This is a genomic window from Roseibium sediminicola, from assembly GCF_023156505.1.
Lineage (GTDB): Bacteria > Pseudomonadota > Alphaproteobacteria > Rhizobiales > Stappiaceae > Roseibium > Roseibium sediminicola.
The window spans coordinates 37,479-57,818 of the sequence record NZ_JALNMJ010000005.1 but is presented as its reverse complement, the minus strand read 5'-3'; the positions used below and the strand labels follow the sequence as shown (position 1 = coordinate 57,818).

Sequence of the window (20,340 nt, the reverse complement as noted above, 5' to 3'; positions counted from 1 at the left end):
GACCGGCCCTATCGTATGGAGCGGCCCTAACCACTTGGAAAGTAAGGCAAGCATGGCTTTTGAAGCGATCCTGTTTGATTGCGACGGCGTTCTGGTCGATTCGGAAAAGATCTATGTCGATGTCGAACGCGAGCATCTGGCCAGGATCGGCCTGGAGTATGCCCTGGACGAGTATATGGACCGGTTCCAGGGCCTCGGCAGCGATGATTTCTGGGCCGCGCTCGACGGGGATTACCGGGCACTCGGCAAGGGGCCGCTGCCGGAGAGTTTCGGTCCGGATCTCGACGCCGCCACTCTGGACCGGATTAGCCGGGAACTGACCGAAATCAGCGGCATCAAACAGCTTCTGGAGGCCCATGACGGGCCGCGTGCGGTGGCCTCGTCCTCTCGCCTGCACCGCCTGATCCACAAGCTCAAGCAGACAGGCCTCTATTCCTATTTCGACCCGCATATCTATTCCGGCGAGCAGGTCCCGAACGGCAAACCCGCGCCGGACCTGTTCCTGTTCGCGGCAGAAAAGCTGGGTGTTGCGCCGGCCGCGACGCTGGTCATTGAGGACAGTGCCAATGGTGTGAAGGCCGGGCTTGCGGCCGGCATGACCGTGTGGGGTTTTGTCGGCGGCGGCCACAGCCATGACGGCCATGCCGAGCAACTGCGTGCCGCCGGCGCCCATCGCGTCGTCGACAGTCATGACGATTTGGCGGGACTGCTGCTTCGTGACGCGACAGCGGCCTGAACAGCAAGGCGCGAACGGCTTGTCCAAAGCCGACCGCGCCGCTGTTTCAAGGCCTACCGGCCCAGATCGTGTTCCGGATTGGCGCTGATCTTGTGGATCGACAGGTCGGCGCCCTGATGCTCCTCTTCCGGGGACAGGCGCAGACCCATGGCGGCCTTCAAGGCGCCGTAGACGACAAATCCCGCGCCGAGCGCGTAGGCAACGCCCAGGACGGTGCCGATGATCTGCGACACCGGAGAGACCCCGCCAAGACCGCCAAGGGCTTCTAGGCCGAAGAAACCGGCGGCGATGCCGCCCCAGGCGCCGCAAATGCCGTGCAGCGGCCAGACACCGAGGACATCGTCGATCTTCAGCTTGTTCTGACAGATCTCGAAGCCGATGACGAAGACCGCGCCGGCAACACCGCCAACCACGAGGCTGCCCACCGGATGCATGATGTCGGACCCGGCGCAGACCGCGACCAGACCGGCCAGCGCGCCATTATGGACAAAACCCGGGTCGTTTCTGCCGACCACAAGCGCGGTCAGGATGCCGCCGACCATGGCCATCAGAGAGTTGATCGCCACCAGGCCGGAGACGCTTTCCAGCGAAGCCGCGGTCATCACGTTGAAACCGAACCAGCCGACGCACAGCATCCACGAACCCAGGGCTAGCCAGGGCAGCGACGAGGGCGGAATGCCGATCGGACGGCCATTGCGGTCATAGCGGCCGCGGCGGGCGCCGAGCAGAAGAACGGCTCCAAGCGCGATCCAGCCGCCGACCGCGTGCACGACGACAGAGCCAGCGAAATCATGGAACCCGGCGCCGAAGCTTGCCTCGAGCCAGCCCTGAAAGCCGAAATTGCCGTTCCAGATCAGGCCTTCGAACAGCGGATAGACGATACCGACCAGGGCGACCGTTGCCAGACATTGCGGCCAGAACTTCATGCGTTCGGCAATTCCGCCCGAGATGATCGCCGGAATGGCTGCGGCAAAGGTGGTCAGAAAGAAGAACTTGACCAGCGTCAGCCCCTGTAGCTCGAAGCCGCCGCCGCCACCGGACAGTGTCGCCGCATTCACCAGGAACGTCGTGCCATAGGCGACGGCATAGCCGACGAAGAAATAGGCCACGGTCGACAAGGCGAAGTCGACAAGGATCTTCACCAGTGCGTTGACCTGGTTCTTCTGCCGGACCGTGCCGACTTCCAGGAACGCGAAACCGCCATGCATGGCGAACACAAGAATAGCCCCGACAAGGACGAAAAAGACGTCCCCGCCCACTCCGCTTGAATTCATTTTGACCCCCAGTTAGGCAATTTGCCGTTTGTTTATGCGTTTCGGAAGCCGCAACACACAAAAAGCATGCCACTTGGGCAAGTGACCGGAAAAAAGGCTGTTTTCTGCCGATTTTGACGGCACATTTCAATCAATGACACAAAAAGGAGCGGACCAGTCTGATTAAATATTGATCAAGTGTCCGGTTTTTATGCAGACACCGATGCCCCCGCCTTCGCGCGGAACAAAAAAGAGCCCGGGGTTGCCCCCGGGCTTTCCAAGTTTGCGGTCTGAGCCAATAGACCGCCTGGGAGATTTTTGTCGGACGCCAGGCCTTAGAGGCGTCCGGAACCGATGCCGAATTCCGGGTAGGCTTCGACGCCGACCTCGACCTTGTCGAGACCGAGAGCCTCTTCCTCTTCGGAGACCCGGATGCCCATGGCAACTTTCAGGATCATCCAGAAGACTGCGGAAGCGACCAGGGTGAACACGCCGTAGGCAGCGATACCGACGATCTGGGTGCCCCAGGAAGCATCGCCATTGGACAGCGGCACGATGAGGGTGCCCCAGATACCGGCCAGCAGGTGGACCGGGATAGCGCCGACAACGTCGTCGATTTTAAGCTTGTCGAGCATCGGCACCGCGAAGACCACGATCGCGCCACCGACAGCGCCGATGAAGACGGACTGCCACACGCTCGGAGCCAGCGGCTCGGCGGTGATGGAGACCAGACCGGCCAGAGCGCCGTTGAGGGCCATGGTCACGTCGACCTTCTTGTAGAGAACCTGGGTGAGGATCACGGCGACGACAACACCGGCAGCGGCAGCCATATTGGTGTTGGCGAAGATGCGGGAGATGTCGGAGACGTCACCGATCGTGCCCATGGCAAGCTGCGACGCACCGTTGAAGCCGAACCAGCCGAGCCACAGGATGAAGGTGCCCAGCGTTGCCAGCGGCATCGAGGAGCCCGGGAACGGATGAACGGTACCGTCCGCGCCGTATTTGCCCTTACGCGCGCCCAGGATGATGGCACCGGCAAGAGCGGCCCAGCCACCGACGGAGTGCACCAGCGTCGAACCGGCGAAGTCGGAGAAGCCCATTTCGGACAGCCAGCCCGCACCCCACTGCCAGGAGCCGGCAATCGGGTAGATGAAGCCGGTCAGGACGACGGTGAAGATCAGGAAGGGCCACAGCTTGATGCGCTCGGCCAGCGTGCCGGAGACGATCGAGGCCGTTGTGGCGCAGAACACCATCTGGAAGAACCAGTCGGACGCGGTGGAATAGCCGGTGTCGAGAGCGTTGCCGCCGACAGCGTCAAAGGAATACGGTCCGAAGGAGCCGATGAAACCGCCGTCTACGCCGGTATACATCAGGTTGTAACCGGTGATCCAGAACATGATGCCGGCGACCGAGTAGAGCGTGATGTTCTTCAGGCACTGCATCGACACGTTCTTGGAACGGACCAGGCCGGCTTCCAGCATGGCGAAGCCCGCGGCCATCCACATGACCAGGAAACCGCCGATCAGGAACAGCAGCGTATTGAAGATGTAAGCGACTTCCGGAGACACGGCCGGAGCGGCTTCCGGAGCCGCAGCAGTGTCCTGGGCAAGCACCGGCAGAGCCGTGAGGCTGAGCAAGGCCAGCGTCGTCGCGCCCTTAGCGACAAGTTTTTTCATGATACGTTTCCTTACCTAAATCAGAGAGCTTCGGCGTCGGCTTCGCCGGTACGAATGCGCACGACCTGATCGATCGAATGGACGAAGATCTTGCCGTCCCCGATCTGACCGGTCTTGGCGGCGCCAGAAATCACCTCGACAACCTTGTCGACAGAGGCAGCGTCCACAGCGACCTCGATCTTCAGCTTCGGCAGGAAGCTGACGGCATATTCCGTGCCGCGATAGATTTCGGTGTGCCCCTTCTGGCGGCCATAGCCCTTCACTTCCGTCACCGTCAGCCCCTGGATGCCGATGCTGGTCAGCGCATCGCGCACTTCGTCGAGCTTGAACGGCTTGATGATGGCCATCACTATTTTCATTGCTCGTTCCATTCCCCTTGCTTAACGCCTCTTCCCGTCGAAGAAGCTCGGCCTACCAGCCCGGATTGCGTGCCTGTTTGCGTTCCCCTCTGGAAGGATCGTCTCAGGTCTTTGACTCAACCACATGCGTGGCCCCGGGCCGGTGTCGGCGCTTACTAATCAAGGACCGTGCCAACTTGGTATTTTTTGCGAAGGGATGGCGGAATCCTGCCGTTTTGCACCGCAACAGAACCGTTAACGGGACATAGACCAACGTAGCGCTGATGGCTTTTCAGGCAGATTTTTTGCCTATTTTTGCATCACGCCCAAATTTGACGCCAAAAAAATAGGCAATCAAGGCGCATCCGCCAATCCCGCTCAAAAATGCGGCAATTATCTCTGTTTCAGGTGCGATGCAGCATTAGCGCATGCCACGATCGGCGCCTGCCGGGCAAGCGCCTGGCAAAGCCCAATGGACGGGGCCTCGCCTATTATGACTGGAGTGCCGGGATATGCTTTGCGTATAGGCTCAGGCTGAAAAACCGCCGCTTTCCAGATAGGCGATTTCATCCGGCGTGGAGTCCCGGCCAAGCACTGCATTGCGGTGCGGAAACCGTCCGAACCGCCGGATGACATCCATATGCACCAGGGCGTAGTGATAATACTCCTGATCGCCCAGCACCCGGAACAGATCGACCGAGCGAGCCTGGTCGCTCATGTTTTCCGAATGTTCAAAGGGCAGATAGAAGAAGGCCCGGCCATCCTTGGGGAAGGCGCGATCATACCCCTTTGCAAGAGCTTTCTCGGCTATGTCGACCGCCTTTTTGTCCGCACTGAACACGGCCGGTGTGCCGCGATAGACATTGCGCGGCATCTGATCGAGCAACAACACCAGCGCCAGCGCGCCATCGGCGGTCTCCAGCCAATGGTCCAGGTCGCCTTTGGCGGCAGCCTCAATCGCCGCCAGAAATGTCTGTCTGCAGCGCTTGTCGAACTTGTCGTCCTTGGCAAACCATTTCGCGGCGCCCGCCTGCCACCAGAAATCAAGCACATCCAAAGGAGACAAAGTCTGCTTGCTCATAATTCCGGGATCCAAATCGATAAAGAGAAACTACTTGCCGGCCGTGACGGCACCACAGGCCAGCGTTTGCCAGTTGGCCTGATGCTCCTGGATCTGCGCCTCCAGAAAGCCCTCGTCCTTCAACGCCGCCATTTCCGTCCGGAACGCATCGACCAGGTCCGGATTCGTGCCCTTGCTGAACACCGCCCAGAGCGGCTTGGCCAGGGCTTCGACAAAAATCACCGGCCGCAACTGGCTGCCGTCATAGCCCTGCTTGCAGGCGCTGGCCTCCGCCAGGAAGCCGGTCAGGGGCAACAGGTCGATCCGGCCAAGGTAGAGCATTTCAATGCCCTGATGGAAGTCCGTGATCGGCACAAGCGTGCCCGATCCCTCAAAGCCCAGGCCTTTCAGATAAGCCAGCAGATTGCTGCCATCCTGAACGCCGATCTTGATATTCAGATCGCGCAGCTCCTCGATGCGCTCGACCTCGATGTTCGGCTGTGTCGCCAACTGGTAGAAATTCTGGCCGTAGGGCGACACCTCGTCCAACCAGAGAAACTTGTCTTCCCGTTCAGGTGTACGGGACAGCGAAAAGAACATCACATTGGGAACGGACTCGGCCATCAGCATGGCCCGCTTCCAGGGCAGGAATTCAAAAGCACTGACGGTAACGGGAACGGTTTGATTGACCCGCTCGGCGGCTTCGAGAAGAAAGGCGGTGACATAACCGTCGGGCCGGCCGTCATTGTCCCACTGCAACGGGGCGAAACTCTGGGTCACGAGCTTGATTTCGGCCGGTTCGGCTTTGGTCGCGTTGCCGTGTAACACCAGCATTAAAGTCGCAAGACATACGACTTTCAAAAGACCCGTTCTCATTTAGACACTCTGCCTCTGCCGCAGGACGACCCGGACGCTGATGCCAGCCTATTCTAGGCCGCTGTCGATTGCCCTTTTTGGATTCCTCCCCGCCGAACGTCATCCCGCAGCGGTGCGCACTCCATAGACCCGCTCCGAATTTTGCCGGAACGCACGAAAACAACCTAGTTTTGACTTCCTAATCTTGTATGAATGCAGATCGCGCTGCAAAGTTGTGATCTTAATGCTTTTTGGGCTGGAGTTAAGACGCGTGTCGACGGAAACAATGCTTGATCTGAAGGGACTGAAATGCCCCTTGCCGGTTCTCAAAACCCGCAAAGCCCTGACACGTCTGAGCAATGGCGACCGCTTGACCGTGCTCACCACCGACCCGATGGCCGAGATCGACATCCCGCATTTCTGCAGCGAGAACGGCCATACCCTCGTTGAGGCCGAACGCCTTGACGGTGGTCATCGTTTTGTCCTCACCAAGGGGAACTGACCGCTTCAAGCGTAGCGGCCCGCGATCTTGTCGATCGTCGCGGCCAGTTTCAGATCCAGATCGCTCAGCCCGCCGACATCATGAGTCGACAGGGTAATATCAACGCTGCGATAGACATTCGACCACTCCGGATGATGGTTCATCTTTTCCGCCACCAGCGCGATCTGCGTCATGAAGGCAAAAGCCTCGCGGAAGTCGCGAAACCTGAAGGCCTTTGAAATCGCCTCCCTGCCCTCGCACATATGCCAATCCGGCAGAGCATTGAGGCCTGCGGCCCGGTCTTCCGGTTTCAGTCGTTCTGCCATCTGGTCCTCCTGATCGGTGTCGCCTGTAACCAAGCTTGCCCCCAACCGCTACCTTACCCGCATGACAGGCCGAAGGCGACGATGCTGTGCCGCCTGTTTGCAATGACGCTTCGAACAAGGCAGGTTCTTGCCGGATCTGAGAAAGGAAAGTCTTTGGATCACGCGGTTCTGTTTGTCTGCCTCGGCAATATCTGTCGCTCGCCTCTGGCGGAGGGCATTTTCCGGGCCCTTGTGGAGCAATCGGGTCTGACCGGCCGGTACACAATCGATTCCGCCGGCACCGGCGCCTGGCATGCGGGCAATCCGCCCGATCCGCGCTCGATCGACATCGCCGCCAGAAACGGGATCGACATCAGCATGCAACGCGCCCGACAGGTTCGCAAACAGGATTTCCAGACCTTCCGCACGATCGTGGCGATGGACAGGGATAATCTCGCGACGTTGCGCACCCGCGCTGGCGGCGAACAGGCGCGGCTGCGCCTGCTGCTGGAGACACCGGACCGGGACGTGCCGGATCCCTATTACGGCGGCGCGGACGGGTTCGAGCTGGTGTTTCGGCTGGTGCGCAGCGGTTGCGCCGATCTGCTGACTTCCCTGGAAGGAAAGACTTGACCGCGTCTCAAGCGTCCGCGGTGCCTTCATAAATTCGACGTAAAGACAGCTATATTGGAAGCTGTCCTGGTTCCTTCCCTGGCATGACTGATGAAACTTCTGTGGTGGTCCCTTGCGGCGGTCCTGATCCTTGCCGGCCTGGCAACGGTGTGGTTGCCGATTCCGACCGGCGTCCCGCTGCTGGCGCTCGGCATGATCGTTATTGTCGGCACGAGCCGGAATGCCGCGCGCATGCTGCGCAGCCGGCGCCGCAAGACTCAACCTTTGAACCATGCGATCACCTGGGTCGAGGACCGGTCTCCTCTGCAATTTGCCCGGATCCTGAAGCGCACCCGGCCGCGCAAGAAATAGCGCGCGCCACGTTTATCTGTCCACGAACATTCTGACAGCCCCACGCATGAGCCGCCGGCCCCGGATCAACACCCGTTGCACGGTCCGCTGAAGCGTTCGCCCCCGCTTTGTGAACCATTCGTCCAATTCTTGGTCGGAGACCAGCGGCGGGGTCTTGCGGTAGAGCAGGTAATGGACGCCTAGAATGACCAGCAGAGTCAGCCCCCAGGAGATCAGCGTGTCCGACAGAAAATGCCCACCGAAGGCAACCCGGTTGACCGACAGGATCAGCCCGAGAGGCACCAAAAACCCCAGCGCGGCCCTGCGCCAGCTTGCCGGCAGCAAAAACACCGTCGCCAGCAGCCACATGGCCGCCGACGCCTCGCCGGACACAAAGGAACAATTGCTGTCGCAGTGATCGGTGATCTTCCACACCGGCTGAAACGGCAGGTCGCCACCGAACTCCTCGACGGAGCGCGGCCTCGGCCGGCCCCAATTGTTCTTCAGGACCAGGTTCACCAGAACCCCCGGCCCCAGGATCAGCGTTGACAGCAGAAACAAGGGCTGGCGCAGCGGCAGGATTGGAGCACGCCCCGGCACAAGCAGTTTCAAAAGCAGAACCGCCACACAGGTCACCGCAATCACACGGACGAGAAACGGCCCGAGATGGCGGACATCGCGCAGAAAAGCGTTGTCCTGCGCGGCAAAGCCTTGTTCGCCGAAATAAAACAGCCCGCTCGCCCAGGGGTCAACCGCCGGAAACGCCAGGAAAAACAGCGATACAACAGCGACGAGCCCAGCGACCGCCGGCATCGGGTGAGCCAGGCACCACTTGGCTGTTTTACCAAGAGACAACTTCAGATTATGATTAACGGGTCGGGTCGGCTTCATGGCTGCTCTTTAGCGCATCCGGCTGCCCTATCCAATCCCCCGCTGCGGGGCCGCCGGGTCGCGGGTCCGCGCCTTGGCCCGGACCCTGGAATCTCGGAGTATCGGAAGGTGCCTAAATATCCGCGGCCCCCGCTGCCTTCAGGCACGAATATCCTGTCATTGCCCCGGCAGGCGCTTCCAAGGCTCGAGTTCTGGTACGAGTTCGCCTCCACTTACAGCTACCTCTCTGCCATGCGGATCGAGACCCTGGCGCGCGACTGCCAGCTCGAGATCGTCTGGCGGCCGTTTTTGCTCGGGCCGATTTTCAAGAAACTCGGCTGGCCGACCTCGCCGTTCAATCTGTACCCGAGCAAGGGCAGCTATATGCGGCGCGACCTAGAGCGGCTGTGCGAGGCCTACGGACTGCCGTTCACGCTGCCTGTGCCGTTCCCGCAGCAAAGCCTGCTGGCGGCCCGCATTGCCCATGCCGGTCGCAACCAGCCCTGGATCGGCGCTTTCACCCGGGCGGTCTTTGTCGCCGAATTCGGACAGGGATTGGACATCTCCGACGAAGGCCTGATGGCCGATCTCCTCCTGGAAACCGGGGCACCGGCGAAGGACATGCTTGATGCCGCACAGACGCGGGAAACCAAGATCGGCCTGCGCGCGGCGGTCTGCGACGCGGAAAATCGTGGCATTTTCGGCGCGCCGAGCTTTGTCGTTGAAACGGGTGATCTGTTCTGGGGCGATGACCGGCTGGAAGCCGCGCTGGAAGCCGCCGCCAAGGAGGCCTCCTGAGAGACTCCCTATAGACCAGGTTGCTTCAACCGGCGCGCCAGGTCCATGGCGTCATAGAGCGCGGCAGGCGACAGCGGCTTGGTCAGCATGTCCTGAAAGCCGGCATCCCGAAGCTGATGGTCACCGACCGCCTCAAGCGCGGCCGTGACCGCAATCAGGGGCAGTTCGGTTTCTCCGCGCAGGGCCCGCAACCGTTCAGCGGTTTCAACGCCGCTCATGTCAGGCATGTGCAGATCCAGAAGGGCGGCGTCATAGCCACGCTGCCGGACCAGGTCGATCGCCTGTTCCCCCGAGCGGGCGACATCCGTCGTAATGCCAAATGATTCCAGAAGAGCCGACAGCAGCCGGCAATTGGTTTCGTTGTCATCGACCACAAGCGCATGCATCGGTGCAAGACCCTTGGTCTCAGTCGGTCCGGGCAACACATTGGCTTCCACCGGCAGGTGCTCGCCATCCGTTCCGGCCGGGAATTCGACGATGAACCGGCTGCCGCCCTCCTCAGGCCGTTCCAGATAGAGGCGCCCCTGCATGTCCTGCATCATCAGTTCCGTACCCCAGAGCCCAAGACCGCTGCCGGCGCCTGTCTCGCGTCCATGGCGTCCACGAACAAAGGGCCGGAAAAGACGCGCTCCTTCCTCCGGGTCGATGCCGGGCCCGCTGTCGGTCACGGACAGCCGCACCATGACCTGGGCAGAGTCCTTGCCGTCCTCCACCCGCTGTGCCGTCAAAGCAACCTTGATGCCGCCTTCGCTCGTGTATTTGACCGCGTTGTCCAGAAGGGTTGTCACGACCCGCCGCAGCGAAGCTGTCCTGGAGGTCCAGAGGTCTTGGGCGGCGGTTTCGACCGAAACGTCGAGAGACAATCCTTTGGCGTTGGCGGCGACCTGAAACAGGTCGGTAACCTCCCGGACAATTCCATCAACCCGGCAAGGCGCACCTTCCGTCACCTTTCCGGGACCGGCTTCGGCGACGAGATCGCCGGTCATCTGCGTCAAGGCGTCGATGGACCGGATCAGGATCGAAAGCTGCTCCGTCTGGGTGGCATTCAGCGGACCCGTGCCGATGAGTTCGGCGGTCAGCCGCATGGCCGCAAGCGGCGTTCTCAGGTCATGGGCCAGCAGCGCGAGTTTGACACTGTCCTCGTCCTGATCCGCCATGCAGCCCGGGTCCTTCACGTCCGTTGACCATCAACAGGACTTGCCAGGCGGGCGCCAAAAAGCCAAGTTGACCAATACCGTGCTTACCCCGATGACCGGCTTGTGTCTATCCGGTCGCGCTCCGGTTGTCCCTGACACCCACCCCGTTCCGTTTCAGACCCTTCGAAATACGGCCAAAGGCTGACGCTTCATGCTTGGACAAACCTTCACCATCGTTGCCCCGGTATTTGTGCTCATCGGCATCGGCTACGCGCTCGCGAAATTTCACGTGCTCAAGGAAAGCGCCAGTGAGGCACTCGGCCAGTTCGTCTATGTGGTCGCTATTCCGATCCTGGTGTTCCGCACCCTGATCGGGGCAGACCTGTCCACCGGTTTGCCGGTTGCGCTCTGGGCAACCTATTTTCTCGGCGTCGGTGTTGCCTTCACCCTCGGCATGCTGGTCATCCGCAAGGGCTTCGGCCGGGACGCCCGGGCCGGTGCCATCGGCGGCATTTCCGCCGCCTTTGCCAACACGATCATGGTCGGCCTGCCGCTGAGCTCGGCGGTCTATGGCGATGAAGGCCTTGTGCCGGTGCTCCTGATCATTTCGATCCATCTCGCCGTCATGACTGTCGGGATGGCTGTCATCATGGAACGGGCGGCCGCGGTCGACAACGGCACGCCCACGCCGCCCTTGATGCAGATGGCCTTCGGCGCGCTGCGCAGTGTTTTCAAGAATCCGCTTGTCATCACCATCATCATCGCCTTCCTATGGCGCATGACCGGGCTTGATCTTCCGGAGATCGGCACGGATGTCCTCAACCGCATCGCCGCGACGGCGCTGCCGCTTGCTCTTCTGTCGCTCGGCATGAGCCTGGTGCAATACGGCATGCGCGGCAATGTCGTGCCTGGTCTCCTGCTCAGCGTGATCAAGATTTTGCTGATGCCGGCCACCGTCTTTGTCGCAGGTGCCTTTGTGTTCCAGTTGCCGCCGCTCTGGACCGCCGTTGCCACCCTGACGGCCAGCTGCCCGACCGGGGTCAACGCCTATATCTTCGCCAACCGCTACGGCACCGGCCACGCCATGTCCGCCAACGCGATCACGACAACGACCCTGATCGCGATCATGACCACCAGCCTCTGGATCTGGTTCCTGGACCTGTGGTTCGGCCTGAGCCTGCGCTGACGCCTGGATCCAGCCTTCAAAGCCCGATGCGCTTGCGCAGCTCCGCGTGGCTCATACCGGCCGCGCGCAGGGCGCGGATGCTGGTGTCCCTGTTCGACTTCGACAGCTTGCGGCCGTCTTCGCCAAGAATCAGCCGGTGATGGCGGTAAACAGGCTCGGGAAGACCAAGCAACTCCTGCAGGAGCCGGTGGACACCGGTAGCATGATAGAGGTCCCGGCCTCTCAGCACATCGGTGATATTCTGGCGGGCATCGTCCACCACCACAGACAGGTGATAGCTCGTCGGCGTGTCCTTGCGCGCCAGCACAACATCGCCCCAGGCCGCCGGATCGGCGACAACAGCAACCGGCGGCGCGAACAATGCCTCGCCTTCCGCGCCCGCTTCCTGCCAGCACAGCGGCCCGCCGATCCGCTCCAGGGCCTTGACCATGTCGAGGCGCAAGGCGAAGGGCGCGTCGCTACCGGACCGCGCCGTAATCTCCTGAGCAGAAAGAACAGCAGCATCCCCTGGATAGAGCGGCGCGCCATCGGGATCGCGCGGCCAGGCTTTGCCGCCTGTTTCAAACGCGGCGACAAAGGCCTTGATCTCCGCCCGGGTCAGATAGGCCGGATAGACAAGCCCCATGTCCTGCAGCCGCTCCAGCGCGTCCCTGTACCGGGGAAAACTTTCCGACTGCCGCAACACAGGTTCATCGAGCGGCAGGCCGAGCCAGGCGAGATCCTCAAACATCTCCTGTTCAAGTTCCGGTGTGCAACGCGTCTGGTCGATATCCTCCACCCGCACAAGAAACCGGCCGCTCAGGGCAACGGCGGCCCGGGCGTTCAAAAGCGCGGAGAGCGCATGTCCGAGATGCAGATGGCCATTGGGGGAAGGCGCAAAGCGGAAAACGGGTTTGGTCATGAAAGAGGCTGTGCCGGGTTGACGCGGTCGTTTGGATCATTCAGGTCCTTGGGACCTGACCCTACCTATCATTCCGGCTTCTCCGTGCAAGGGGGCCTTTTCGCAAACTCTGCGGACCAACACCATGACACCGATCGTAACAGATGAGGACATTCAAGACGGTCTTGCCCGACTGATTGCTTTGGACGGCCGTCTTGCAGAGATTGCAGCCATAGCCGGTCCGGTGCCGTTGCGCCGCCGTGCCGCGGATTTCGAAGGTCTTGCCCAGATCATTACCGGACAACAGGTTTCGGTTGCCAGTGCCGCCGCGATTTTCGCGCGGCTGCAGGCCCTGGTCTCGCCGTTGAGCGCGGACCAGCTGGACCTTTTTTCCGACGAGGACCTGGCCGGCGTTGGCCTCTCCCGTCCCAAGATCCGCACCTTGCGCGCAGTTTCCGCCGCCTGCGCAGACGGTCTTGATCTTGCGCATCTGGCGAGCGCGCCGGCGGAGGAAGCCCATGCGCGGCTCTGCCGCGTCAAGGGAATCGGCCGCTGGACAGCCGATATCTTCCTGCTGTTCTGTGCCGGCCATCCGGATATTTTTCCGAGCGGCGACCTCGCCCTGCAGATCGCCGTCCGCGACGCGCTCGGGCTTGCGGAAAAGCCCGCCCCGAAGGAGCTCGACGCGCTTGCCGAAATCTGGGCACCGCACCGCGCGGTCGCGGCCCGCCTGTTCTGGGCCTGGTACCGGGTCAAGAAACAGGGCAAGGAAACGATGCCGGTTTAAGCGCTTCGCTTACCGGTCCACCATGTCTGCGACCGCCCGCAGCAGCAGGTCGATGTCCTGAGGCCGCGACAGGCGGTGGTCGCCGTCGGGCACGAGGGTGAAGGTGACGTCGTCCCGCGGCAGCGCCTCGACCAGCCTTTGGGCATGGATTGCCGGCACATCCGGATCCTCGGCGCCCTGCAGGATGGTCACCTGGCAGCCCAGATGGAGCGGATTGCCGAACAGGAGATGGTTGCGCCCGTCCTCGATCAGCTTGCGCGTGATCACATACGGATCGTCGGAATAGGCCGAGGGCTGCTCCCAGCGCCCGTTTTCAAGGATTGCGCTCCGGATCTCGTCGGTAAACCGCTGCTTCCACATCAGCTCTTCGGTGAAATCCACCGCCGGAGCGATCAGGACCAGGCCCTTGATCTTGTTCGTGCTCTTCCGGCTCAAGGCCAGCAGCAGGGCCAGCCAGCCACCCATGGAAGACCCGACCAGAACGGTCTCAGCGGAACAGAAGGTATCAAAGACAGCCGCGGCCTCTTCCAGCCAATCCGAGACGCAGGCGTTTTCGAAATCGCCACCAGAGAGGCCATGACCGGAATAGTCGAACCGCACGACTTCATGGCCCTGTTCCAAACCAAATTCCGCCAGGGCCGCTGCTTTGGTGCCGTTCATGTCGGATTTGAACCCCGACAGCCACAGCACACACGGCGCATCACCGGCTTGCTTCTGCACCGCGATCCGGCGGGCTTCCGCGTTTTTTCCGATGCTGATGAATTGCGGTTCCGGCGTCCCCATATTATGGCTCTCTTACTGATCAGATTTTCAGCTAAGCCTTTGACACAGACGTTCTGTCTTGAAAAGTTTTCCGGAGACCCCACGTGCCGCCGCTGCCCTCACAGACCACGATCCTCCAGGTGATCCCGGACCTTAATTCCGGCGGCGCGGAACGCACAACCCTGGATGTGGCAAAGGCAATTGTCGCGGCCGGCGGCACCGCGCTCGTGGTCAGCCAGGGCGGCCAGATGGTATCGGACCTGACCGCGTCGGGCGCCGAACACATCGTGATGCCCGTCAAGTCGAAGAACCCGCTGACCCTCTGGAAGAATGCCGGCCGGCTCGCCGAGCTGATCCGCACGCGCGACGTCAACGTCATCCACGCCAGGAGCCGGGCCCCTGCCTGGTCGTCCCTCTGGGCTGCGCGGCGCACCAACACGCCTTTCGTGACCACCTATCACGGCACCTATAACCAGAACAACGCGCTGAAGGCCTGGTACAACTCGGTGATGGCCAGGGGCGATGCGGTGATCGCCAATTCCCATTTCATTGCCGGCCTTGTGGCCGACCGGCACCCCTTTGCAAAAGACCGGATCGCCGTGATCCAGCGCGGCTCCGATCTGAAGGGGCTGGACCCGGCCAATGTCAGCGCCCTGCGCCGGCAAGCCTTAAAGGACCAATGGGGCATTCCCTCCGGCCATCCGGTTATCGTCAACATGGCGCGCCTGACCGCCTGGAAAGGCCAGAAGGTTCTGATCGAGGCAATGGCGCATCTGATGGACGCCGAACTCGGCAAACCGCTGGCAATCCTGGCGGGCGATGCCCAGGGTCGTGACGGATATGTGGCTGAACTGAAAAATCTTATCGCGGAGCACGACCTTCAGGACCGCGTCCGCCTGGTCGGCCATTGCGCCGACGTGCCGGCGGCCATGGCGCTGGCCGACCTCGCCGTTGTCGCTTCGACGGAGCCGGAAGCCTTCGGCCGGGCCGCCGTTGAAGCCCAGGCAGCCTCCGTTCCGGTGATCGTCTCCGATCTCGGCGCGGTTCCGGAAACCGTGCTGGCCCCACCCCAGGTCGGCGAAGAGGATCGCACCGGCTGGCGCGTGCCGCCGGGCGATGCCGCCGCGCTGGCCACCGCCATCCGGCAGGCCTTGCAGCAAGCCCCCGAGTGGAAAAAACAAATGACGGACAGGGCGCTGGCCCATGTCCGTCAGAATTTTTCCGTCGAGACCATGTGCGCAAAGACGCTCGAGGTCTATGAGGGTTTGCTCGCAACGGCCTAGCCGTTGCGGACCCGCATCAGGAAATTGTCGACTTCCCGCCGCAGTTCCTGGGCATTGCCCGTGAGGGCTCCGGAGGCAGCCTGCAACTCTTCCGCAGCGCGGCCGGTCTCGGTCGCCGCCTGGCTGACGCCGGCAATGTTGTGGGTGACATCCTGCGTGCCGGTGGAAGCTTCCTGTACGTTGCGGGCGATTTCCGCGGTGGCCGCTCCCTGCTCCTCGACAGAAGACGCAATCCCCGAAGCGATTTCGTTGATTTCGAAAATCGTCTTGGTGATGCCATCAATGGCGGAGACGGCATCCTGCGTTGCGGACTGAATGCCGGAGATCTGCTGTGAGATCTCCTCGGTTGCCTTTGTCGTCTGGCTGGCCAGTTCCTTCACTTCGGCGGCAACCACGGCAAAGCCTCTGCCAGCCTCGCCGGCCCGTGCCGCCTCGATGGTCGCATTCAGCGCAAGCAGGTTGGTCTGTTCGGCAATATCGGAAATGAGCTTGATCACATCGCCGATACGTGAGGCGGCTTCCGCGAGGCCCTGAACCTGATCGTTCGTTCGCTGAGCTTCGGAGGACGCGGATTCGGCAACCTGCGACGACTGCTGGACCTGACGGGAGATCTCGGTCACGGTCGAGGACAGCTCCTCGGCCGCGGAGGCCACGGTCTGAACATTCGCGGAGGCCTGTTCCGCCGCAGCCGCCACCGTGGAGGACTGCTGCTGGGTCTGTTCGGCAGTCGTGCTCATGCTGCCGGCATTCTCTTCCAGCTTCGCCGAGGACGTGCTCACTGCCTCGACGATCCTGCCGACGGAGTTCTCGAAACTGTCGGCCAGTTCCATCATGGCGCGTTTCTTCTCTGCTTCTGCTCTTTCTGACTGCTCGCGTTGCTCCGCTTCCAGCTCCCGTGTCCGGATCGCGTTGGTCTTGAAGACCTCCACCGCACGGGCCATGCTGCCGATCTCGCTCTTGCGGTCGGTAAAGCGGACGTCGACATCGAGGGATCCGTCCGCAAGCGTTTCCATCGTTCCGGTCAGCGACTTGATCGGACCGGTGATACTGCGCCCGATCAGCCAGGCGAGCCCAATTGAGAGCATCAGGGCGATTGCAGACACCGTCAGGAATGTTCGTTGGGACGATACACGTGCCCTCTCCAGCGCTGCCGCTGCAGCCTCCTTGCCCTGGTAGGCTGCCTCGGAAACCGCCGACCATTCTGGGCTGACCTGCTGGAAGATTTCCGTGAGCGTGACGAGCTCGCGTTCAATTTCCTGCGCTTTCGCAGCATAGACCTTGAAGGCAGCCTGATAGACATCGAGCAGCTCGCTGATTTCCTTCTGTTCACTGTCCGACAACCCGCTTGCAGGCAATAGTTCGGCGAACTCCGCACGCCTTTCGTCGATACGGCCAACATATTTCTCGGCACCCCGGAGCATGAAGTCCTTCTCATGCCTGCGCATCATCAGCATCTTGACCGTAAGAGCGTCGAGGCTCGCCGCCTTCAGCTTTTCTTCGACATTGCGGACTGCCGCACGCAACTCGCCTTCCAGCCCACTGTTCTCGTCAAGTCCCATTTCGGTCATTGCTTTGACCAGTTTATCAAATTCGACTCGGTGCGCTTCAAGGATCTCGCGCAACTTGGATAGGTTTTCCTTGATGGGGGCCGATTGAGGCTTGGCATCGACATTGTCGACGTTGGCATGTGCTTTCTCGAATTCGCCGCGGTATTCCTCGACAAATGCCGGGTCCTTTTCCAGCATGAAGTCTTTCTGGCTTCGGCGCATATTCTGCGCATGGGCCTGAACCTGGGACACGTAATAGTCCATCTGGGAATACTCGGCCAAGTTATCGGTTTCCGTTGATACGATGTTCTGACTGTAGAACGACGTTCCGACGAGGACACCGATAGCGATAATAGCGATGGCTGATAACGCGCCGACACGGATTGCGATGGGCAGGTCTGAAAGAAGCTTCATGGGGCAACTCGATTGCTTTTGTTTGGTTTGCCCGTTTGCCGGGCTGCACAGTGCGCCCAGAAGAGCGAAAAGCGATTAAGATTCCTTTACGACACCTGAAGCCAGGGACGGAAATCTTACTAAATCAGAGATTATTTCTAGGGGCAAATGCACTTTTTACGAGAAGAGGTTGCGTTTTTCTTTAGTCGGAAAACAAAATTACACTTGTACTTCAATCGACTGGAGCAAATCCGGTGCAATGTGTTACCTTGTCCGTCTCAGTCGCAGAAAAAGACAGGCACCGATGTTTTCGCGCCGGATGACGTTCCTCATCGTCATGCTGGTCCCGATCCTCGGATCGGGGGACCATGCACGCGCTGAAATACGCTCGGACCTCAAGGAAAAAAGCTACCTCGTCAGCGGCACATCGGCCATGGCCGTGGCCGCCTTCATGCGCCGCAGGCCGTTTCGCGGCGACTACGGCCCGGCAATCGCCAATATCAGGCCGCGCTACACCCACACCTTCAAGACCGATCAACGCAAAGACCATTGCCGCGTGACGGACTTTCGGCTCTCGATCGATTTCACCATGACCCTGCCCAAGGCCCGGAACCGGCAGGCGTTCGACCGGCGAACCTTAAGTGCATGGCGCAGCCTGCGCGGCTTCACCAGACGGCATGAACTGGTTCATCGGAAAATCTATCTGGGCTGCGCCAAGCGCATGGAGTGGGCGGTCCTGAAACTGCGCCCCAGATATTGCGGCGGCATAGGCCGGCAGATCCGCATGATCCTGAACGAGGAGAAAAAGGCCTGCAAGGAACGCCATCTCGCCTTTGACCGACGCGAGATCAACAGGCTGAAATATCATCGCTTCTTCGAGCTCGCCCGGCGTCAGCGGGAGAGCGAGCGCGCCAGGCTGTCCCGGCGCATCCCGCTCGGTCAGGGGGCCGCGCGAAACGGCCGCTTGCTGTTCTTCGTCGCGGAGTGACCGCTCAGGCTGCCAGTGGGTAGGCTTCTTCCACGAGGTAAGGACCGCCGCCGACGCTGGCCTTGGCCGAAAACAGCACAAACCTCCCGGCAATAAATGGCGGCGCCTGGAAATTGCCGCGCTCGCTCAACCACTTGGCGACATCCTCGTTGGTCGAGGTCTTGCAGCGCGCAACCGTGACATGGGGGATGTATTTACGCCGCTCGGCAGGCAGATGCAGGCGCTGCAGGATGCGCTCCTGCTCGGCCTGCAGCTCCGCCAGCTGCGGGCTCGGCTCGACCCGGGCCCAGACCGCATGCGGCTTGCCGTTGCCGAAGGAGCCAAGGCCGGTCAGCCGGATCTCGATCGGGTCCCGGCGGATCCGGTCGAGCGCGGCCACGACCTCGTCGGCGGTGCGGTCATCGATGTCGCCGATGAAACGCAGGGTCAGGTGATAGTTTTCCGGATCGATCCAGCGGGCGCCCCGAAGGCCTCCCCGGAGCATTGAAAGCATGAGGCCCGTCTCTGACGGAATCTCAAGGCCTGTAAATAGGCGCGGCATGGGTGTTCCCTCCGCTGTCGCTGATAAAACCCATGAGGAATCAACTTCATGAAAAGCGCAAGACAAAAAACTAAGTTTTTGACCCGCCATTAAAAATCCGCACAAACCAGACGCAAATGCCGGACCTGTTCATCGCAGACCCGGCATTCGCATATGATTTGATTCTGTTGAAAACCGTTACCGGTCAGCCCGTTGGCTTTCGGTCACGGCGCCGGATTGCCGAATTCCTGATGCAGGGCGTCGATCTTTTCAAGGACATCGCTGCTCAGGGTCAAGTCGGCGGCGGCAATATCCGTCTCCAGCTGCTCCATCCTGGTGGCGCCCAGGATGACGGACGTCACGAAGGACCGCGACATCGCGAAGGCAAGCGCCATTTGCGCGGGATCCAGCCCAGCGTCTTTGGCCAGGTCCAGATAGGCATTGACGGCTTCGATGGTGCGCGGATGCTCGTAGCGCTGCAGCCGGTTGAACAGGGTCTTGCGGGCCCCAGCCGGCAGCGCTCCGTCCCGGTATTTGCCGGTGAGATACCCCTGGGCGAGCGCGGAATAAGCGAGCAGCCCGACATCCTCGCGCCGGGCAACCTCGGCCAGACCGGTCTCGAAGGTCCGGTTGACCAGGGAATAGGCGTTCTGGATCGAGACCACCCGCGGTACGTCGTAAAGTTCTGACGCGGTGACGTAGCGCATGGTGCCCCAGGCGCTTTCGTTGGAAACGCCGATATGGCGCACCTTGCCCGATTTCACCAGGTCACCAAGCACTTCCAGGGTCGACTGGATGCTGTTTTCCTCTTCGGCCTGGTCCACATCCACCCAGCGGGTCGGATTGGAACCGAAGCCGGAAACGTTCCGGTCCGGCCAGTGGATCTGGTAGAGGTCGATATAATCTGTCTGCAGGTTTTTCAGGCTCCGGTCGACCGCAAACTCGATCTGGGCCCGGGTCAGCTGACCCTTTTCACCGTTCTCGCGGAACCAGTCCATGTCGGTCCGGCCGACAACTTTCGTTGCCATGACGACCTTGTCGCGGTTGCCGGTGGTCTTGAACCAGGACCCGATGATGCGTTCGGTCCGTCCCTGCGTCTCCTTTTTCGGCGGGATCGGGTAGAGTTCGGCCGCGTCAAAGAAATTGATGCCCTTCTCCAGCGCGTAGTCCATCTGGGCATGGCCTTCGGCTTCCGAATTTTGCTCGCCAAAGGTCATGGTTCCGAGGCAAAGGGCGCTCACTTCAATATCCGTACGGCCAAGTCGGCGCTGTTCCATAAGGCAATCCTTCTGGGTTAAAACGAAGAAAACCGGAGCGGTCTCTAGGGTCTGTGGACAATTAGGTTTCGGTCTTGGCGCTTGTCGGATTTCGGTCTTCGAGCAGAAGGAAAGTTCGCAGTGGTGCTGCCCACCACAAGAACTTTCCGACGCACACGAAACCGAAATCCGCTGCGTCCCCCCCAGATATCGGGAATGGAGGACTTGATGCAAATGGCTCATCTCGGCGTCGCAAAGGCTTGAAAG

At 61.0% G+C, this 20,340-nt stretch carries 22 protein-coding genes; 9 read left to right on the top strand and 13 right to left on the bottom strand.

Features of this window, described 5'->3' with window-relative positions; translation table 11 throughout:
* Window positions 1-52 precede the first annotated feature (52 nt).
* Window positions 53-736 carry an HAD family hydrolase gene (locus tag M0H32_RS09065; RefSeq protein WP_248153256.1) on the top strand — a complete coding sequence of 228 codons (684 nt, stop codon included), beginning with the start codon at window positions 53-55 and terminating at the stop codon, window positions 734-736.
* A gap of 53 nt (window positions 737-789) precedes the next feature.
* Here the strand turns inward: M0H32_RS09065 and M0H32_RS09060 are convergent, their stop codons facing one another.
* From M0H32_RS09060 to M0H32_RS09040, 5 genes are all read right to left on the bottom strand, one after another.
* On the bottom strand, window positions 790-2,010 hold the full coding sequence (locus tag M0H32_RS09060) for an ammonium transporter (protein WP_248153255.1): 1,221 nt from the start codon (window positions 2,008-2,010) through the stop codon (window positions 790-792).
* Between the two features lie 314 nt (window positions 2,011-2,324).
* The gene (locus tag M0H32_RS09055) at window positions 2,325-3,665 is read right to left on the bottom strand and encodes an ammonium transporter (protein WP_248153254.1); all 1,341 of its coding nucleotides are present in this window, start codon (window positions 3,663-3,665) and stop codon (window positions 2,325-2,327) included.
* A gap of 20 nt (window positions 3,666-3,685) precedes the next feature.
* Entirely contained in the window at window positions 3,686-4,024 is a 339-nt protein-coding gene (locus M0H32_RS09050; RefSeq protein ID WP_248153253.1) for a P-II family nitrogen regulator, read from the bottom strand.
* Between the two features lie 508 nt (window positions 4,025-4,532).
* Window positions 4,533-5,084: a DUF924 family protein gene (locus M0H32_RS09045; protein WP_248153252.1), complete on the bottom strand. Its 552-nt coding sequence runs from the start codon at window positions 5,082-5,084 to the stop codon at window positions 4,533-4,535.
* A gap of 30 nt (window positions 5,085-5,114) precedes the next feature.
* Window positions 5,115-5,897 (bottom strand): substrate-binding periplasmic protein, encoded by a 783-nt coding sequence (locus tag M0H32_RS09040; RefSeq protein ID WP_248153251.1) that lies wholly within the window; start codon window positions 5,895-5,897, stop codon window positions 5,115-5,117.
* Window positions 5,898-6,162: 265 nt separating this feature from the next.
* Between M0H32_RS09040 and M0H32_RS09035 the strand changes: the two genes are divergently transcribed.
* Window positions 6,163-6,420: a sulfurtransferase TusA family protein gene (locus M0H32_RS09035; protein ID WP_425607307.1), complete on the top strand. Its 258-nt coding sequence runs from the start codon at window positions 6,163-6,165 to the stop codon at window positions 6,418-6,420.
* Window positions 6,421-6,425: 5 nt separating this feature from the next.
* Here M0H32_RS09035 and M0H32_RS09030 read toward each other — a convergent pair whose 3' ends face one another.
* Window positions 6,426-6,725 (bottom strand): 4a-hydroxytetrahydrobiopterin dehydratase, encoded by a 300-nt coding sequence (locus M0H32_RS09030; protein ID WP_248153250.1) that lies wholly within the window; start codon window positions 6,723-6,725, stop codon window positions 6,426-6,428.
* Between the two features lie 153 nt (window positions 6,726-6,878).
* On the opposite strand from M0H32_RS09030, the gene M0H32_RS09025 reads away from it, so the two are divergent.
* On the top strand, window positions 6,879-7,337 hold the full coding sequence (locus tag M0H32_RS09025; RefSeq protein ID WP_248153249.1) for a low molecular weight protein-tyrosine-phosphatase: 459 nt from the start codon (window positions 6,879-6,881) through the stop codon (window positions 7,335-7,337).
* A 90-nt stretch (window positions 7,338-7,427) separates the two neighbouring features.
* Window positions 7,428-7,688, top strand: a complete 261-nt coding sequence (locus M0H32_RS09020; RefSeq protein ID WP_248153248.1) for a hypothetical protein — start codon at window positions 7,428-7,430, stop codon at window positions 7,686-7,688.
* A gap of 12 nt (window positions 7,689-7,700) precedes the next feature.
* Here the strand turns inward: M0H32_RS09020 and M0H32_RS09015 are convergent, their stop codons facing one another.
* Complete coding sequence (locus M0H32_RS09015; protein ID WP_248153247.1) at window positions 7,701-8,480, bottom strand: phosphatase PAP2 family protein; 780 nt, start codon at window positions 8,478-8,480, stop codon at window positions 7,701-7,703.
* A 237-nt stretch (window positions 8,481-8,717) separates the two neighbouring features.
* Between M0H32_RS09015 and M0H32_RS09010 the strand changes: the two genes are divergently transcribed.
* Window positions 8,718-9,335 (top strand): 2-hydroxychromene-2-carboxylate isomerase, encoded by a 618-nt coding sequence (locus tag M0H32_RS09010; protein ID WP_248153545.1) that lies wholly within the window; start codon window positions 8,718-8,720, stop codon window positions 9,333-9,335.
* An 8-nt stretch (window positions 9,336-9,343) separates the two neighbouring features.
* Here M0H32_RS09010 and M0H32_RS09005 read toward each other — a convergent pair whose 3' ends face one another.
* Window positions 9,344-10,492 carry a hybrid sensor histidine kinase/response regulator gene (locus M0H32_RS09005; RefSeq protein ID WP_248153246.1) on the bottom strand — a complete coding sequence of 383 codons (1,149 nt, stop codon included), beginning with the start codon at window positions 10,490-10,492 and terminating at the stop codon, window positions 9,344-9,346.
* A 190-nt stretch (window positions 10,493-10,682) separates the two neighbouring features.
* Here M0H32_RS09005 and M0H32_RS09000 point away from each other — a divergent pair, with 190 nt between their 5' ends.
* Window positions 10,683-11,657 (top strand): AEC family transporter, encoded by a 975-nt coding sequence (locus M0H32_RS09000; protein ID WP_248153245.1) that lies wholly within the window; start codon window positions 10,683-10,685, stop codon window positions 11,655-11,657.
* Window positions 11,658-11,673: 16 nt separating this feature from the next.
* Here the strand turns inward: M0H32_RS09000 and gluQRS are convergent, their stop codons facing one another.
* Window positions 11,674-12,558 carry a tRNA glutamyl-Q(34) synthetase GluQRS gene (gene gluQRS / locus M0H32_RS08995; protein WP_248153244.1) on the bottom strand — a complete coding sequence of 295 codons (885 nt, stop codon included), beginning with the start codon at window positions 12,556-12,558 and terminating at the stop codon, window positions 11,674-11,676.
* 124 nt (window positions 12,559-12,682) lie between these two features.
* Here gluQRS and M0H32_RS08990 point away from each other — a divergent pair, with 124 nt between their 5' ends.
* Window positions 12,683-13,324 carry a DNA-3-methyladenine glycosylase family protein gene (locus M0H32_RS08990; RefSeq protein WP_248153242.1) on the top strand — a complete coding sequence of 214 codons (642 nt, stop codon included), beginning with the start codon at window positions 12,683-12,685 and terminating at the stop codon, window positions 13,322-13,324.
* A 9-nt stretch (window positions 13,325-13,333) separates the two neighbouring features.
* Here the strand turns inward: M0H32_RS08990 and M0H32_RS08985 are convergent, their stop codons facing one another.
* On the bottom strand, window positions 13,334-14,107 hold the full coding sequence (locus M0H32_RS08985; RefSeq protein WP_248153241.1) for an alpha/beta hydrolase: 774 nt from the start codon (window positions 14,105-14,107) through the stop codon (window positions 13,334-13,336).
* Between the two features lie 83 nt (window positions 14,108-14,190).
* Between M0H32_RS08985 and M0H32_RS08980 the strand changes: the two genes are divergently transcribed.
* Window positions 14,191-15,369, top strand: coding sequence for a glycosyltransferase family 4 protein (locus tag M0H32_RS08980; protein WP_248153239.1), 1,179 nt, complete (start codon window positions 14,191-14,193; stop codon window positions 15,367-15,369).
* On the opposite strand, the gene M0H32_RS08975 is transcribed toward M0H32_RS08980, so the two are convergent.
* Window positions 15,366-17,330, bottom strand: coding sequence for a methyl-accepting chemotaxis protein (locus M0H32_RS08975; protein WP_248153238.1), 1,965 nt, complete (start codon window positions 17,328-17,330; stop codon window positions 15,366-15,368). The two genes, M0H32_RS08980 and M0H32_RS08975, sit on opposite strands and share 4 nt — an antisense overlap.
* 283 nt (window positions 17,331-17,613) lie before the next feature.
* On the opposite strand from M0H32_RS08975, the gene M0H32_RS08970 reads away from it, so the two are divergent.
* Entirely contained in the window at window positions 17,614-18,297 is a 684-nt protein-coding gene (locus tag M0H32_RS08970) for a DUF922 domain-containing protein (RefSeq protein ID WP_248153237.1), read from the top strand.
* Between the two features lie 4 nt (window positions 18,298-18,301).
* On the opposite strand, the gene thpR is transcribed toward M0H32_RS08970, so the two are convergent.
* Together thpR and M0H32_RS08960 are read right to left on the bottom strand one after the other, a co-directional pair.
* Window positions 18,302-18,838, bottom strand: coding sequence for an RNA 2',3'-cyclic phosphodiesterase (gene thpR, locus M0H32_RS08965; protein WP_248153236.1), 537 nt, complete (start codon window positions 18,836-18,838; stop codon window positions 18,302-18,304).
* Between the two features lie 203 nt (window positions 18,839-19,041).
* The gene (locus tag M0H32_RS08960; RefSeq protein ID WP_248153235.1) at window positions 19,042-20,094 is read right to left on the bottom strand and encodes an NADP(H)-dependent aldo-keto reductase; all 1,053 of its coding nucleotides are present in this window, start codon (window positions 20,092-20,094) and stop codon (window positions 19,042-19,044) included.
* Between the last annotated feature and the right edge of the window lie 246 nt (window positions 20,095-20,340).

Bases quoted from the DNA above. Each gene is read 5' to 3' on its own strand.
- M0H32_RS09020 (WP_248153248.1), top strand. From the start codon at position 7,428: ATGAAACTTCTGTGGTGGTCCCTTGCGGCGGTCCTGATCCTTGCCGGC.
- M0H32_RS09015 (WP_248153247.1), bottom strand. From the start codon at position 8,480: ATGCCGGCGGTCGCTGGGCTCGTCGCTGTTGTATCGCTGTTTTTCCTG.
- M0H32_RS09045 (WP_248153252.1), bottom strand. From the start codon at position 5,084: ATGAGCAAGCAGACTTTGTCTCCTTTGGATGTGCTTGATTTCTGGTGG.
- M0H32_RS08970 (WP_248153237.1), top strand. From the start codon at position 17,614: ATGTTTTCGCGCCGGATGACGTTCCTCATCGTCATGCTGGTCCCGATC.
- M0H32_RS09040 (WP_248153251.1), bottom strand. From the start codon at position 5,897: ATGCTGGTGTTACACGGCAACGCGACCAAAGCCGAACCGGCCGAAATC.
- M0H32_RS09065 (WP_248153256.1), top strand. From the start codon at position 53: ATGGCTTTTGAAGCGATCCTGTTTGATTGCGACGGCGTTCTGGTCGAT.
- M0H32_RS09030 (WP_248153250.1), bottom strand. From the start codon at position 6,725: ATGGCAGAACGACTGAAACCGGAAGACCGGGCCGCAGGCCTCAATGCT.
- M0H32_RS08990 (WP_248153242.1), top strand. From the start codon at position 12,683: ATGACACCGATCGTAACAGATGAGGACATTCAAGACGGTCTTGCCCGA.
- gluQRS (WP_248153244.1), bottom strand. From the start codon at position 12,558: ATGACCAAACCCGTTTTCCGCTTTGCGCCTTCCCCCAATGGCCATCTG.
- M0H32_RS09000 (WP_248153245.1), top strand. From the start codon at position 10,683: ATGCTTGGACAAACCTTCACCATCGTTGCCCCGGTATTTGTGCTCATC.
- thpR (WP_248153236.1), bottom strand. From the start codon at position 18,838: ATGCCGCGCCTATTTACAGGCCTTGAGATTCCGTCAGAGACGGGCCTC.
- M0H32_RS09035 (WP_425607307.1), top strand. From the start codon at position 6,163: ATGCTTTTTGGGCTGGAGTTAAGACGCGTGTCGACGGAAACAATGCTT.
- M0H32_RS09050 (WP_248153253.1), bottom strand. From the start codon at position 4,024: ATGAAAATAGTGATGGCCATCATCAAGCCGTTCAAGCTCGACGAAGTG.
- M0H32_RS08975 (WP_248153238.1), bottom strand. From the start codon at position 17,330: ATGAAGCTTCTTTCAGACCTGCCCATCGCAATCCGTGTCGGCGCGTTA.
- M0H32_RS09055 (WP_248153254.1), bottom strand. From the start codon at position 3,665: ATGAAAAAACTTGTCGCTAAGGGCGCGACGACGCTGGCCTTGCTCAGC.
- M0H32_RS09005 (WP_248153246.1), bottom strand. From the start codon at position 10,492: ATGGCGGATCAGGACGAGGACAGTGTCAAACTCGCGCTGCTGGCCCAT.
- M0H32_RS08985 (WP_248153241.1), bottom strand. From the start codon at position 14,107: ATGGGGACGCCGGAACCGCAATTCATCAGCATCGGAAAAAACGCGGAA.
- M0H32_RS09060 (WP_248153255.1), bottom strand. From the start codon at position 2,010: ATGAATTCAAGCGGAGTGGGCGGGGACGTCTTTTTCGTCCTTGTCGGG.
- M0H32_RS08960 (WP_248153235.1), bottom strand. From the start codon at position 20,094: ATGGAACAGCGCCGACTTGGCCGTACGGATATTGAAGTGAGCGCCCTT.